Source organism: Propioniciclava sp., assembly GCF_047602245.1.
In the GTDB taxonomy this organism is placed as follows: domain Bacteria; phylum Actinomycetota; class Actinomycetes; order Propionibacteriales; family Propionibacteriaceae; genus Propioniciclava.
Genome location: NZ_JASGHT010000001.1, coordinates 59,708 through 74,434 on the forward strand (window position 1 = coordinate 59,708; position 14,727 = coordinate 74,434).

Genomic DNA, 14,727 nt, shown 5'->3' on the forward strand with positions numbered 1-14,727 from the left:
GCCGAGCCTTGAGGCACTGCCGGCCGAGGCGACGGCATCGCCTATCCTTGGCCGGTGCGTGAAACCCTGACTGAAGCCCTGTCCCGCCGCGTCGTTGTTGCCGACGGTGGTATGGGCACCATGCTTCAGGGCTTCGATCTCACCCTGGACGACTTCGCCAACCTTGAGGGCTGTAACGAGGTGCTCAACGTGACCCGGCCCGAGGTGGTCGAGGCGATCCATGCCGCCTACTTCGAGGCCGGCGCGGATGCGGTGGAGACGAACACCTTCGGCGCGAACCTGTCCGCGCTGGGCGAGTACGACATTCCCGAGCGCATCGACGAACTCGCCGAAGCGGGCGCCCGGATCGCCCGCCGGGCCGCGGACGCGGCGTCCACCCCGGAGCGGCCACGCTGGGTGCTCGGCTCGGTCGGCCCGGGCACGAAGCTGCCCAGCCTCGGGCATGTCGGTTTCCGCAAGCTGCGGGACGCCTACCAGGTGCAGTCCGAGGCGATGCTGCGCGGTGGCATCGACGCCTTCCAGATCGAGACCTGCCAGGATCTGTTGCAGGCCAAGGCCGCGGTGCAGGCCGCCAAGCGGGCCCAGCGTGCCCTCGGCGTCGAGGTGCCGGTTCTGGTCAATGTGTCGATCGAGACCAACGGCACCATGCTGCTCGGCTCCGAGATCGGCGCGGCGCTGGCCGCACTGGAGCCGCTCGGCATCGACGTGCTCGGCCTGAACTGCTCCACCGGCCCGGACGAGATGAGCGAGCATCTGCGGCATCTGAGCCGGTTCGCCCGGATCGGCGTGGGCTGCATGCCGAACGCCGGCCTGCCGCAACTCACCTCCGATGGCGCCTACTACCCGCTCGGCCCCGAGGGGTTCACCCAGGCGCTCGACACCTATGTCGACGAGTTCGGGCTGAGCCTGGTCGGCGGCTGCTGCGGCACCACACCCGAGCACATCCGCCAGCTGGCCGAGGCCGTCCGGGAACGACCGCTGAAGCACCGCGAGGTGCCGACCACCGGTTCGGGTGGTGCGCTGGTGTCCAGCCTGTATTCCGAAACCCCGCTGCGGCAGGACACCTCCTATCTGGCCGTCGGCGAGCGCACCAACGCGAACGGCTCGAAGGCGTTCCGCGAGGCGATGCTGGCCGGCCAGTGGGACGAGTGCGTCGACATCGCCAAGGCGCAGTCCCGCGAGGGCGCGCACCTGATCGATCTGTGCGTCGACTATGTCGGCCGCGACGGCGCCGGCGATATGCGCGAATTGGCGTCCCGGATCGGCACCGCGGTGCCGCTGCCGGTCATGCTCGACTCCACCGAGCCGCCGGTGATCGAGGCCGGCCTGGAGTCGCTGGCCGGGCGCTGCATCATCAACTCGGTCAACTTCGAGGACGGCGAAGGGCCCGACTCGCGCTTCGCCAAGATGATGCCGCTGGTCGCCGAGCACGGCGCCGCGGTGGTGGCGCTCACCATCGACGAGGAGGGCCAGGCGCGCACCGCCGAATGGAAGGTGCGAGTCGCTGACCGGCTGATCACCAAGCTGACCACCGAGTGGGGGATGAAGGTCTCCGACATCATCGTCGACTGCCTCACCTTCCCGATCGGCACCGGCCAGGAGGAGACCCGCCGAGACGGCATCGAGACCATCGAGGCGATCCGCGAGATCACCCGCCGCTACCCGGACGTGCAGACCACGCTGGGCCTGTCGAACATCAGCTTCGGCCTCAATCCGGCCGCGCGGGTGGTGCTCAACTCGGTGTTCCTCAACGAGTGCGTGGAGGCCGGCCTGAGCTCGGCGATCGTGCACCCGAGCCGCATTCTGCCGATGGCGCGCATTCCGGACGAGCAGCGCGAGGTCGCCCTCGACATGGTCTACGACCGGCGCCGCGAGGGCTACGACCCGCTGTCGCGGTTCCTGGAGTTGTTCGAGGGCGTCACCACCGCCGGCGCCAAGGAGGCGCGCGCCGCCGAGATGGCCGCCCTGCCGCTGAACGAACGCCTGCAGCGCCGCATCGTGGACGCCGACGACAAGGGCCTTTACGAAGATCTGGACGCCGCCCTGGCCGAGAAGCCGGCGCTTGCGATCGTCAACGACGATCTGCTGGCCGGCATGAAGACCGTGGGTGAGCTGTTCGGTTCGGGCCAGATGCAGCTGCCGTTCGTGCTCGCCTCAGCCGAGGTGATGAAGAAGTCGGTGGCCTACCTGGAGCCGCACATGGAGAAGACCGACTCCGAGGGCAAGGGCACCATCGTGCTGGCCACGGTGAAGGGCGATGTGCACGACATCGGCAAGAACCTGGTCGACATCATCCTCACCAACAACGGCTACACGGTGGTCAACCTGGGCATCAAGCAGCCGGTCGGCACCATCATCGAGGCCGCGGTCTCGCACAATGCGGACGCCATCGGCATGTCGGGCCTGCTGGTCAAGTCGACGGTGGTGATGAAGGACAACCTGCTCGAGCTCAACCAGCGCGGCCTGATCAACACCCCGGTGCTGCTCGGCGGCGCGGCGCTCACCCGCGCCTACGTCGAGCAGGACCTCAACGAGCTGTTCGAGGGCGAAGTCCGCTACGCCCGCGACGCGTTCGAGGGCCTCGCCCTGATGGACGCCGTGATGGCGGTCAAGCGCGGCGAGGCCGAGGCGCTGCCGGCGCCCCGCAAGCGCCGGGTCGCCGCCAAGAAGACCGAGGTCGAGGAGGAGACGGAGGCGTCCACCGACACCCGCCGCTCGGACGTGGCGCGCGGCATCGACGTGCCCACGCCGCCGTTTTGGGGCAGCCGGGTGGTCAAGGGCATCAAGCTCGCCGACGTGGCGAACTGGCTCGACCATCGCGCCACCTTCATGGGCCAGTGGGGCCTGCGCGGCACCCGCGGCGGCGAGACCTACGAGGAAGTCGTGGAGCGCGAGGGCATCCCGCGGCTGCGCGCCTGGCTGGACCGGGTCGCCACCGACGGCATCGCCGAGTTCGCGGTCACCTACGGCTACTGGCCGTGCCATTCCGAGGGCAACACCCTCATCGTCGGCGCCCCCGACGACCCGAGCCGCGAACTGACCCGCTTCGAGTTCCCGCGGCAGAGCCGCGACCGGCGGCTGTGCCTGGCCGACTTCTTCCGGGACGCCGAGGAGGCCGCCGAGCTGGGACCGGACGTGATCGCCTTCCAGCTGGTCACCATGGGCGCCCGGGTCGCGGAGGAGACCGGAAAGCTGTTCGCGTCCGACTCCTACCGCGAATACCTGGAACTACACGGCCTGTCGGTGCAGCTCACCGAGGCGCTCGCCGAGATGTGGCACGCCCGCGTCCGTGAAGACCTCGGGCTGGACGGCAACGGCGACATGGAGGCGATGATCCGCGACCAGGAGTACCGGGGCTCGCGCTACAGCTTCGGCTACCCGGCGTGCCCCGACCTGGAGGACCGTGCCAAGCTGGTCACGTTGCTGGAGCCCGAGCGGATCGGCGTCGTGCTGAGCGAGGAGTTGCAGCTTCACCCCGAGCAGTCCACCGACGCGCTCGTCGTCCACCACCCGGAGGCCAAGTATTTCAATGCCCGCTGAGCTGACCATCGGCGTCGACCTCCCCTCAGCGCTGCTGTGGGACTTCGACGGCACCCTCGTCGAGACCGAGCATCACTGGCACACCGCCGAATCCCGGCTGCTGGCCGAGTGGGGCCTCGATCTCGCGCCCGAGCAGAAGCGCCAGCTCACCGGGCTGAACCTGTCCACCGCGATCGCGACCATGATGAGCTGGGCGGGGGTGACGGACGCCGATCCGGCCGACGCCGGGCGCCGGCTCACCAGCTACATGCTGGACGAGCTGCGCTCCCACTCGATCATCTTCCGCCCGGGCGCGCGGACGCTGCTGGAGTCGGCGTTCGAGGCGGGCATCCCGTGCGCGCTCGTCTCGGCCTCGCACGAGGACATCCTCGCCACCGTCGTCGACCTGCTGCCCGCCGGCATGTTCGCCACGATCGTCGCCGGCAACCACATCACCCACGGCAAGCCGCACCCGGAGCCCTATCTCACCGCGGCGTCCCGGCTCGGCTACGCCCCGCGGGACTGCCTGGCACTGGAGGACTCGAGGCCGGGCCTGGAGTCGGCCAGTGGTGCGGGCGTGCCGACGGTCGGCATCCCCTTCGAGCAGGAACTCGACGGCGGCCCGCTGCGCCGCCTGCTGCCGACACTTCGCGACGTCGGGCTGATCGAGCTGGGTGTGGTGTGGCGGGAGCTGCGCGATGCGTAGCGGACGGCTCGCGGCGTCCGCACTGGCCGGAGCCCTTCTCGTCGCCGGCTGCACGCCGACCACTCCCGAACCAAGCCGGTCACCGAGCCCGAGCGCGGCACCGCGCCCGTTCACCGTGATGACCACCCAGCCTCCGGAGCGCTTCGACCCGGCCGCTGCCTCGACCGCCGCGGACGCCATCGTCGCGCTCAACGCGTTCAGCCGGCTCATGGTCGTGCACCCCGAGGGGGCCGACCTGAAACCGGACCTGGCTCGCGACTGCCTCTACACCTCAGCCACCACCTACCAGTGCGATCTGCCGCCCGGGCTCACCTTCCACAACGGGCATCCGCTGACGGCGTCCGACGTCAAGTTCAGCATCGAGCGTGCCTACCGGTTGAGCGTGCCCGACACCTCGATCCGGCTGTTCGACTCGCTGGAGAAGGTCGAGATCGTCGACGACCTCACCGTGAGCTTCGTGCTGAAGTACGCCGACACCCAGTTCGGCTACGCGCTCGCCACGCCGGCGGCCGCCATCGTCGACGAGGAGATCTACGATCCCGACGCGCTGCGGCCCAACGAGGCCGAGGTGGTCGGGTCGGGGCCGTACTCACTGGTCACCACCGCGTCCGACCACCTCGTCTTCGAGCGGTTCACCGACTACACCGGCGCCCTCACCGGCGAGATCGACACGATCAAGCTGGAGTTCATTCCCGACAGTGCCGCCGCCGAGCAGGCGATGAGCGACGGCACCACCGATGTGGTCTGGCGCAGCCTGACCCCGGCCGCGCTGGAGCGGGTATCGGCGGAGATGAACGCCAACAACGGCGCCACCACCGCAGGCTTCACCCGCGCGTGGATGCCGCCGGTGCGGATGCAGCGGCTGGTGTTCGAGGCGTCCTCGCCGCACCGGGAGGACGCCTCGGTCCGGGCCGCCGTCGCGGCGGCGCTGCAGGGTGACCGCAGCGTCGCGTCCGTCGTACCGCCGTCGGTGGCCGGGTCGGTGGCCTCCTTCCCGGTGGGCGGCAGCGCCGAGGTCCCCTCGCTCGGTGGCCAGCGGCTGCGGCTCACGCTCAGTTACTCCACCCGGTCGCCGGGCCAGCGCGATCTGGCCAGCCTGCTGCGCGACCGGCTCGAAGAGCGCGCCGGCATGTCGGTGCAACTGGTGCCGGACGCCGCCGGTGCCGACCTGCGCCTGACCGATGAACCTGCCTGGGTGAACACCGCCTTCGGCTGGTTGCAGGCCTATGTCGACCACGCGCTGCCGGGATCGCAGGAGAAGCTCAGCGACCTGTTGCACCGCGCCCGTGAGACGGGCGATGCCGATACCCGGCAGGCGCTGCTCGCCGAAATCCAGCAGCAGGCGGCGGTCGACCTGACCCTGCTGCCGCATTCGCTGGGGGGCGAGACGCTGCTGCTCGGCCCCGGCACCTCTCTTCAAGGCCAGCCGTTCGGGCCGGCCTGGCAACTCGGACTGTGGAGCCTGCGCAAGTGACTGATTACCCCCTGACCACCGGCCCGCTGCGCGAAGGCGAGCGGGTCACCTTCGCCGACGCGAAAGGACGCCGCCACTCGGTGCTGCTGCGCGCCGGCGGCATGTTTCATACCACCAAGGGTGGCATCAGCCATGACGAACTGATCGGCGGGCCCGAGGGCGTCGTCGCCGTCTCGGTCGGCGGCGCGCAGTTCTCGGTGTTCCGGCCGCTGCTGCACGATTTCATGGTGTCGATGCCGCGCGAGGCGGCCGTCATCTATCCCAAGGACGCCGCAGCGATCCTGATGCAGACCGACATCTTTCCCGGTGCTCGGGTGCTGGAGGCCGGGGTCGGGTCGGGGGCGTTGTCGATGGCGCTGCTGCGCGCGCTCGGGCCCTCAGGGCAGCTGTACTCCTACGAGCGGCGCTCTGAGTTCGCCGAGGTGGCCCGCAAGAACGTGCGCTCGTTCTACGGCGCCGAACCCGAGCATTGGCAGGTGCGGATCGGCGACGTCGCCGAGGTGATCGGTCCCGAAGAGATCGACCGGGCGATCCTCGACATGCTGGCCCCCTGGGATTGCGTGGACGCCGTCGCATCGCGCCTGGTTCCCGGCGGTGTGCTGTGCTGCTACGTCGCCACCACCACCCAGCTGGGGCGGACGGCCGACACGCTGCGCACCCACGGCGGGTTCACCGAACCGGTGATGAAGGAACTCACCCAGCGCGACTGGCACGCCGAGGGGCTGGCGATCCGCCCCGGGCACGCCACCTCGGGGCACACCGGGTTCCTGCTGTTCGCCCGGCGGATGGCGCCGGGGATGACCGCGCCGATGAAACGGCGGCGTCCGGCCCCGGGCGCCTACGGACCGGACTACACCGGTCCGCGTCCGGCGTGGGTGGAGGCCCTGGCCGAGCGCACGCAAACACAGCGCACCGACGAACGGGAGGAACAGTGACGTCGATGAGCGACGCGGGTCCCGGCGACGGGCTGAAGCTGTGGGTGGTCCGCCATGGCCGGACAATGCTGAACACGACCGACCGGGTGCAAGGCTGGGCCGATTCGTGGCTCACCCCAGCCGGCGAAGAGGTGGCCCGCGCCGCCGGCCGCGGCCTGCGCGAGGTGCCGTTCCAGGCCGCCTACAGCAGCGACTCGGGCCGCGCGCTGCAGACCGCACGGCTGCTGCTGGAGCAGAACACGGCGTCCGGAACCGTGCCGCTGACCGATGATCCGCGGCTGCGCGAGCTGAACTTCGGCACCTGGGAGGGGCGCGCCAACGACCGGATGTGGTCGGCGGTCGCCGAGATGAACGGGCTCAGCTACGACGGCCTGGCCGACCGGATCACACCACGGATGTTCGCCGACTCCCTCGCCGTGCTGGATACCGCCGATCCGCTGGCCGCCGACAACTGGCCGGCCGAGGACTACGACACCATCGCCGCCCGGGTGACCGCGAGCATGGGCGACATCGTGGCCCACGAGAGCGGCCGGGGCTCCCGGAACGTGCTGGTGGTGTCACACGGGCTCACCATCTGCGTGCTGTTCGACATGCTCATTCCTGGATTCGTGATGCCGGCCGAAGGCCTGGCGAACGTCTCGGTGTCAGTGCTGTCGTATACCGGCGGACGCTTCGAGCTGGAGTCGCTCAACGATCTCAGCCACGTCGAGCGCGGCCGCTGAACCCGCAGCCGCGGCGTCCTGGTGCCGCTTGGGCTAGCGGGCGGCGTTGCGCTTGGCCGGGTTGCCCGAGCGGCGCGGATCCTTCGCCTTCGGCGCCTGCCGCCGGGCGCGCTTGACCAGCCACAGGATCAACCGCCAGCCGATGATGGTCGCGGCCAAGAAGAGCGCCGAGACGATGATGAAGCTGACCTCGGCGGTGTCGCCGAGCAGCAGCCGGAACAGCACGCCGAGCGCGAGCGTCATCGCCCACGCGAACACGCCGTTGACCAGGGTCACACCGCTGTGCCGCTTGAGCAGGAAGCCGATCCAGGCGATCAGCAGGCCCGCGACAAACGGCAGGGCGGTGCGCTGAATGCCGTCGAAGTCGAGGGGCTCGGTGTGCGAGGCACGGCCGATGACCACGAAGGCCACCACCATCACCAAGTCGAGCAGGATCGCGACGCCGCGATTCATGTCAGGCCTCCTGTGTCAGCACTCCGGAACGCGTCAGCCTCAGCCTAACCGCGCCGGGCGTCCGGGGCCTGTTTCGCCGCGCGGCCGCAGGATCGGCGCTCCGGCGGACGGGGATAGACTCACGCGGTGATCGACGTAAGCCTCAGCCCTGCCCTGGTGATCGGCACCGGATTGGTAGGAGCCTCCGTCGCACTCGCCCTCACTCAGGCCGGCGTGGAGGTGCACCTGTCCGACCGGCGGCGCAGCCACGCGGTGGTCGCCGCCTCGCGCGGTGCGGGCAGCCTGGAGCCGGTTGATCCCGAAGCCTGCCGGCTGGTGGTGGTCGCGGTTCCGCCGGCCGCGCTGGCCGACGTGATCGCCGAGGCCTTGGAGCGCTACCCGAACGCGACCGTCACCGATGTGGGCTCGGTCAAGGGCGTCCAGCTCGCCGCCTTGCGCAGCCGCGGCCTCGACCTGGCCCGCTACTGCGGGTCGCATCCGATGGCCGGCTCGCAGAAGGCGGGGCCGCTCACGGCGTCCGGCGACCTGTTCGTCGACCGCACCTGGGTGATCACCCCGCACGACACCTCGATCGCCCAGTCGGTGCTGGTGGTGCGCAAACTCGCCGAACTGTGCGGCGCCCGGCTGATCACCATGGGCGCCCAGCATCACGACGAGGCCGTCGGCCAGGTCTCGCACGTGCCCCAGCTGATCAGCGCGCTGGTCGCCGGCGGCCTGCTCGACCTGCCGGCCGAACACCTCAAGCTGGCCGGGCAGGGGCTGCGCGACGTCACCCGGATCGCCGGCGGCGACCCCAAACTGTGGCGCCAGATCATCGCCGCCAACTGGCAGGCGCTGCGCGTCGAACTGACCGAACTGCATGCCGATCTCGGCAACCTGATCGAGGTGCTCGACGATCCGGACGCCGTGGAGACCTTCCTGGCCCGCGGACGCCGCGGCACCCGCGCGCTGCCCGGCAAGCACGGCGACCGGCCGACCGACTGGGCGCAGGTCGTCGTCGAGATCCCGGACGCCCCCGGTTCGCTCGCCAAGCTCTTCGCCGATATCGAGGCCGCCGGCGTCAACGTCGAGGACGTCACCATCGAGCACGACGCCGAACGCCGCGCCGGCTGGCTGGCGGTGCACGTCACCCGCAAGGCCGCCGAACCGCTCGCCGAGGCGATGACCGCCGCCGGCTGGAACGTGCGCCCCGGTCCCCGGTGACGTGACCGACACCCTCGTTCCGGACGCCGGCCGCCGCGGCCGGCTGCTGCTGACCCAGGCCGCCGCGCTGGTCTGGGGCCTGCAGTTCGCCTTCCTCAACCCGGCCCTGGCGTTCTTCCTGACCGACGTGCTGGGCGCGAACGCCGGCGAGGTGGGCCTGATCCTGGCCCTGTTCAATGCCAGCGGGTTCGTGGCGTCGCTGATCGTGCCCGCGATCGCCGACCGGCGGCGTGACTATCTGGGCCCGATCCTGACCAGCGGATTCCTGTCGCTGGCCCTGGCCGCATCCCTCGGCTTGGTCGGGTCGCTGCCGTGGGCGGCAGTCGCGCTGGTGGTGCTCGGCGGCCCGGCCGGTGTCGGCTCGTCGCTGCTGTTCGCGCACCTGAACGCGGCCGGCGACTCCCACGGCGAGGTGATGTCCTCCCGCGCGATGGTATCGGCGGCGTGGGTGGTCGGCCCGCCGCTGGCGATGATGCTGGCCGGTGCGGCCGGCATCCGGTCGGTGCTCGTCGCGATCGCCGCGGCGTCCGTTCTCGGCATCGGGTTCATCGTGGCCTTGCGCCGCCGGAGCTCAAGCGTCGTCGCGCCGGCCGCACGGCCCTCCGACGAGGGCGGGCCGCTGCCGATGGGCCGGCTGGTCCTGGTGGTGGTGACCTTCGTCGCGTTGCAGGCCACCAATGCCACCAGCACCTCGATGATGACCCTTTTCACCGTGCACGGGCTCGGTCTGGACCCGGTCTGGGGCGGGGTCGCGCTGGCGGTGGCGGCCGGCATCGAGATCCCGGCCCTGCTCCTGCTCGGCAGACTGTCGGCGCGCCACCGTCCGCTGCGGCTGCTCATCGTCGGCGTGATCGCCGGCGGGCTGTACTACCTGGGCATCGCGATGGTGACCGGTGTGGTGGGCCTGATCGCGGTGCAGTTGCTCAACGCGTGGTTCGTGGCGACCGTGCAGGGCGTCGGCATGGTCTGGTTCATGGACATCATTCCGCGGCCCGGAATCGCCTCGGGGCTGTTCTCCAATACGTTCCGGATCGGCGCGGTGCTCTCGGGCGCGCTGATCGCGGTCTCGGGGACGGCCGCCGGGTACACCGGCATGTACCTGCTGTGCGCGGCGCTGTCGGCGTTCGCGCTGACCGTCCTGCTGGTGGTCGGACGCCTCGGCCGCCGCGCGGTATCGCCGGGCGCGGTATCGCCGGGATAGGGTACGTCACGGCCGCCACGGGCCGGTGAGTAGACTGCCCCGGTGCCAGCAGACCGCTTCGTGATCGCCATCGACGGGCCTTCGGGGTCCGGAAAATCGTCGACCGCCCGCGAGGTCGCCCGCCGTCTCGGCCTGGGCTACCTCGACACGGGCGCGATGTACCGCGCCGTCACGGTCGCCTTCCTCGACGCCGGGGTCGACCCGGCCGACACCGACGCCGTGGTCGCCGCGACCACCGGCGCCGCCATCGAGATCTCGCTCGACCCCGACCAGCGCTGGGTGCGGGTGAACGGCCGCGACGTCACGACTGAGATCCGCGAGCCGCGGACGGCGCAGCACGTGTCGGCGGTCTCCCGGATTCCGCAGTGCCGCACCGATCTGGTCGCGCGGCAGCGCGCGTTGATGGATTCTGATCCGCGCGGCTGCGTGGCCGAGGGCCGCGACATCACCACCGTGGTGTACCCGGACGCCGACCTGCGCATTCTGCTCACCGCGTCCGAACAGGCACGGCTGGCGCGCCGCGGCGGCGAACTGGGGGCGTCGGTCGATGCCGCCGCGCTGCGCGACCAGGTGCTGCGCCGTGATGCCGACGACAGCCTGCTGGTGAACTTCACCACCGCGGCCGACGGCGTCCGCGAGCTGGACACCTCTGACATGACATTGAGCGAGGTCGTGGACGCGATCGTCGCCCTGGCGAAGGAAACCGCATGACCGACATCAAACCCGTCCTGGCCGTGGTCGGCCGCCCCAACGTGGGCAAGTCGCAGATGGTGAACCGCATCATCGGCCGCCGCGAAGCCGTGGTGCAGGACCTGCCCGGCGTCACCCGCGACCGGGTCAGCTACGACGCCACCTGGAACGGCCGCGACTTCATCGTGGTCGACACCGGCGGCTGGGTCTCCGACGCCGAGGGCATGGCCGCCCGGATCGCCGAGCAGGCCGAGTTGGCGATCGGCGCCGCCGACGCCGTTTTGTTCGTGGTGGACGCCGTCGTGGGCGTCACCGACGAGGACGAGGCGGTCGTCCGGGTGCTGCGCCGCTCCGGCAAGCCGGTGGTGCTGGCCGCCAACAAGGTCGACGACCAGCGGATCGAGGCCGAGGCGGCCACGCTGTGGAACCTGGGCCTGGGGGAGCCGTATGCCGTCTCCGCGCTGCACGGGCGCGGCACCGGCGACATGCTGGACGCCGTCCTGGCCGCCCTGCCCGAGGCCCCGCAGGCCGACTACGAGCCCGTCGGCGGACCGCGCCGGGTCGCGATCGTCGGCAAGCCGAACGTGGGCAAGAGCTCGTTGCTGAACAAGCTGGCCGGGCAGCAGCGTTCGGTGGTCGACAACGCCTCCGGCACCACCGTCGACCCGGTCGACGAACTCGTCGAACTGGGCGGCGAGGTGTACCGCTTCATCGACACCGCCGGGCTGCGCCGCCGGGTGAAGGAGGCGTCCGGGCACGAGTACTACGCCTCGCTGCGCACCCAGCAGGCCATCGAGCGCGCCGAGGTGTGCGTGGTGGTGATCGACGCCTCGGAGACGATCTCGGACCAGGACCTGAAGATCCTCACCATGGTCGAAGAGGCCGGCAAGGCGATGGTGATCGCCTACAACAAGTGGGACCTCACCGACGAGGAGCGCCGCCGCTACCTGGAGCGCGAGGTCGAACGGGACATCCGCGCCTTCGGCTGGGCGCCGCACGTCAACATCTCGGCGTTGACCGGGCGCAACGTCGACAAGCTGAAGAAGTACCTCGATGCCGCCTTGGAGGGCTGGGAGACCCGGATGACCACCGGCAACCTGAACTCGTTCCTCGGCCGGGTCGCCGCCGCGCACCCGCACCCGGTGCGCTCGGGCAAGCAGCCGCGCATCCTGTTCGGCACCCAGGCTCAGAACTGTCCGCCCACCTTCGTGCTGTTCACCTCCGGACAACTCGACCCGCAATACGTCCGCTTCGTCGAGCGACGGCTGCGCGAAGAGGTCGGCTTCGTCGGCACCCCCGTGCACGTGGAGGTGCGCGCCCGCGAAAAGCGGAAGGCGCGCCGATGACCGGCCGGCTGCCGTCCACCCCCTTCCTGGCCGTCGACCTGCCGGTACTGCAGGCCAATATCGATGCCACCGCAGCGTGGGCGGACGACCGCGGCATCGCGCTGCGCCCGCACGTGAAGACGCACAAGAGTTCCGAGATCGCGCGTATGCAGGCGGACGCCGGCGTCGCCCGCCTGTCGGTGGCCACCGTCGGCGAGGGCGAGGTGTTCGCCCAGGGCGGGTTCGATGAGCTGTTCATCGCCTATCCGCTGTGGATCGATGCCGCCCGCGGCAAGCGGCTGCGCCGGTTGGCGTCCGAAGTCGTGGTGACCGTCGGGTTCGATTCGCTGGCCGGAGCCCGGACGTTGGTCGGCACCGGCGTGCGCGGCCTGGTCGAGATCGATTCGGGGCATCACCGCTCTGGGGTCGCGCCCGCGGAGGCGGGTGCGCTGGCCGGGTTGGCTGCGGAGGCCGGCTTGGAGGTGGCCGGGGTGTTCACCTTTCCCGGGCACAGCTACTCACCGACCTCGCGGTTGCAGGCTGCGGTTGACGAGGGTGCGGCGTTGACCACAGCGGCGCAGTCGATGCGTGCCGCCGGTGTGGAGCCCGGGGTGATCTCGGGCGGATCGACACCGAGCCTGGCCGGACTCGCTGACGGGGTGACCGAGGCGAGGCCCGGCGTGTACGTCTTCAACGACGCCCAGCAGTGGGAACTTCAGGTGTGCACCCCCGAGCAGATCGCCCTCACCTGCCATGCCACCGTGGTCAGCCACGCCGGCGGACGCCTCGTCCTCGACGCGGGCTCGAAGGTGCTCGGCGCCGATCGTCCCGCGTGGGCGTCCGGTTTCGGGCGGCTGCTGGATCACCCGGATGCCCGGATCGTGATCCTGTCGGAACATCACGCTGTCGTCGACATGGCGGGCGAGCAGCTGCCCCCGCTCGGGTCGACGGTGCGCGTCGTGCCTAACCATGCGTGCAACGCGGTCAACCTGGTCGAGGAGTACGCCGTACTCGACGGCGGGCGCCTCGTCGACCGCTGGGCCGTGTCAGCGCGAGGAATGAACGCATGAGTGAGTCGCCGGAACGGCTGTCGGCGGCGTCCGTCGAGGTGCCGTCTGTTGACGTGCCAGCGACGGGTCAGCCCGCAGGGCCACGGAACTCAGCCTCGGGCTTGCTGATCGCGTTGTTGTCGGCCGCAATGTTCGCCACGGCGGGCTCGTTCGCGAAGCCGTTGTTGGAGGCGGGTTGGTCGCCGGCCGCAGCCGTCCTGGTGCGTTTGGGCATGGCCTCCTTGGTGCTGGCGGTCCCCGCAGCGTTCGCGCTGCGCGGCCAATGGCACGTGCTGCGGGACCGCTGGCGCCCGATTCTGATCTACGGGCTGTTCGCGTGCGCGGGCGTGCAGGTGGCGTATTTCAACGCGTTGACGTTCCTGCCGGTGGGCGTGTCGTCCCTGCTGGAGTATCTCGGTGTTGTGCTCGTCGTGCTGTGGGTCTGGGCGACGACCCGGCGGCGTCCGGGATGGGTGACCCTGACCGGGATGGTCGTGGCCATCGCCGGCCTGGTGGTGCTGCTCAACCCGGGCAGCATCGGCGTGGTCGATCCGCGCGGCTTCAGCTGGGCGTTCATGGCGGCCGCCGGGATGGCGGTGTACTTCCTGACCTCGGCGTCCACCTCAGGCATCCCGCCAGTGGCGTTCGTCTCGGCCGGCCTGGGCGTAGGAACGCTGACGTTGCTGGTGGTCGGATTGCTGGGCTTCCTGCCCTTGCAGGCGACGACCGCCGACGTCACGATGCTCGGCGGGTCGTGGCCGTGGTGGACACCGCTGGCCGAGCTCGCCATCATCGCCGCCGCGCTGGCCTACGTGACCGGCTTCGTCGGAGCCCGCCGCCTGGGAGCCACCGTGGCCAGCTTCGTCGGCCTCACCGAGGTCGTCTTCGCCGTCGGCTGGGCCGCGCTGCTGATCGGAGAACTGCCCACCTGGGGCCAGATCGTCGGCGGCCTGGTGTTGCTGTCCGGCGTCGCCGCCGTCGAGACGGGCAACCGCCGCGACGCCTTGGCCGCAACACGGACGCCCGAGCGTGCCGATTCCACGAATCAGGCAGTTTCGGTGTAGCGTAGGACGCCGTGACCGGGTGATCCGGAAACGAGCGGGCTGTGGCGCAGCTTGGTAGCGCACTTGACTGGGGGTCAAGGGGTCGCAGGTTCAAATCCTGTCAGCCCGACGCTCTGAAAGCCGCTTCGACAAGGTGAAACACCGGGTCGAGGCGGCTTTCGTGTATCTCGGCGCCAGCCAGGCGACATCCGCCCGTCGTCGGACCGCCACGCGGCCTCGGAGCGTCGCCGCGCCAGGCGCCCCCCAAGTCGTAGCCCGGACCACCCTTGCTGCATTAAGGGCTCGCGTATTGTCGTTCTCAGACGAGTGATCGACTGGGTTCGACGTTAGGGCCAAGCTATGGTCGATATCAGACGCCCCCAAGGGACTCATAACGACAACATCTT

The 14,727-nt window shown here is 70.4% G+C and carries 11 protein-coding genes, 1 tRNA gene and 1 pseudogene; 12 read left to right on the plus strand and 1 reads right to left on the minus strand.

Annotation, left to right across the window (positions count from 1 at the left end; all coding sequences use genetic code 11):
• Positions 1 to 54: 54 nt before the first annotated feature.
• From metH to QM708_RS00300, 5 genes and pseudogenes are all read left to right on the plus strand, one after another.
• A complete protein-coding gene (gene metH, locus QM708_RS00280; RefSeq protein WP_415103252.1) occupies positions 55 to 3,540 on the plus strand; it encodes a methionine synthase in 3,486 nt (1,161 codons plus the stop codon).
• Complete coding sequence (locus QM708_RS00285; RefSeq protein ID WP_415103254.1) at positions 3,530 to 4,225, plus strand: HAD family hydrolase; 696 nt, start codon at positions 3,530 to 3,532, stop codon at positions 4,223 to 4,225. Before metH ends, QM708_RS00285 begins: the two co-directional genes overlap by 11 nt.
• Positions 4,218 to 5,699, plus strand: coding sequence for an ABC transporter substrate-binding protein (locus QM708_RS00290; protein ID WP_415103256.1), 1,482 nt, complete (start codon positions 4,218 to 4,220; stop codon positions 5,697 to 5,699). The genes QM708_RS00285 and QM708_RS00290 overlap by 8 nt, the downstream gene beginning before the upstream one ends.
• A gap of 20 nt (positions 5,700 to 5,719) precedes the next feature.
• A pseudogene (locus QM708_RS00295) lies at positions 5,720 to 6,634 on the plus strand (tRNA (adenine-N1)-methyltransferase); the annotation flags it as partial.
• A 5-nt stretch (positions 6,635 to 6,639) separates the two neighbouring features.
• Entirely contained in the window at positions 6,640 to 7,356 is a 717-nt protein-coding gene (locus QM708_RS00300) for a histidine phosphatase family protein (RefSeq protein WP_415103258.1), read from the plus strand.
• Between the two features lie 33 nt (positions 7,357 to 7,389).
• Here QM708_RS00300 and QM708_RS00305 read toward each other — a convergent pair whose 3' ends face one another.
• A complete protein-coding gene (locus QM708_RS00305) occupies positions 7,390 to 7,809 on the minus strand; it encodes a DUF3054 domain-containing protein (RefSeq protein WP_415103260.1) in 420 nt (139 codons plus the stop codon).
• A gap of 126 nt (positions 7,810 to 7,935) precedes the next feature.
• Here QM708_RS00305 and QM708_RS00310 point away from each other — a divergent pair, with 126 nt between their 5' ends.
• From QM708_RS00310 to QM708_RS00340, 7 genes are all read left to right on the plus strand, one after another.
• A complete protein-coding gene (locus tag QM708_RS00310; protein ID WP_415103262.1) occupies positions 7,936 to 9,012 on the plus strand; it encodes a prephenate dehydrogenase in 1,077 nt (358 codons plus the stop codon).
• 1 nt (position 9,013) lies between these two features.
• A complete protein-coding gene (locus QM708_RS00315) occupies positions 9,014 to 10,213 on the plus strand; it encodes an MFS transporter (RefSeq protein WP_415103264.1) in 1,200 nt (399 codons plus the stop codon).
• Positions 10,214 to 10,255: 42 nt separating this feature from the next.
• A complete protein-coding gene (cmk, locus tag QM708_RS00320; protein WP_415103266.1) occupies positions 10,256 to 10,924 on the plus strand; it encodes a (d)CMP kinase in 669 nt (222 codons plus the stop codon).
• A complete protein-coding gene (der, locus tag QM708_RS00325; RefSeq protein ID WP_415103268.1) occupies positions 10,921 to 12,249 on the plus strand; it encodes a ribosome biogenesis GTPase Der in 1,329 nt (442 codons plus the stop codon). The genes cmk and der overlap by 4 nt, the downstream gene beginning before the upstream one ends.
• Positions 12,246 to 13,298, plus strand: a complete 1,053-nt coding sequence (locus QM708_RS00330; protein WP_415103270.1) for an alanine racemase — start codon at positions 12,246 to 12,248, stop codon at positions 13,296 to 13,298. The genes der and QM708_RS00330 overlap by 4 nt, the downstream gene beginning before the upstream one ends.
• Entirely contained in the window at positions 13,295 to 14,341 is a 1,047-nt protein-coding gene (locus tag QM708_RS00335) for a DMT family transporter (protein ID WP_415103272.1), read from the plus strand. The genes QM708_RS00330 and QM708_RS00335 overlap by 4 nt, the downstream gene beginning before the upstream one ends.
• Before the next feature lie 35 nt (positions 14,342 to 14,376).
• Positions 14,377 to 14,450 (plus strand) — tRNA-Pro (locus QM708_RS00340).
• Positions 14,451 to 14,727: the final 277 nt, after the last annotated feature.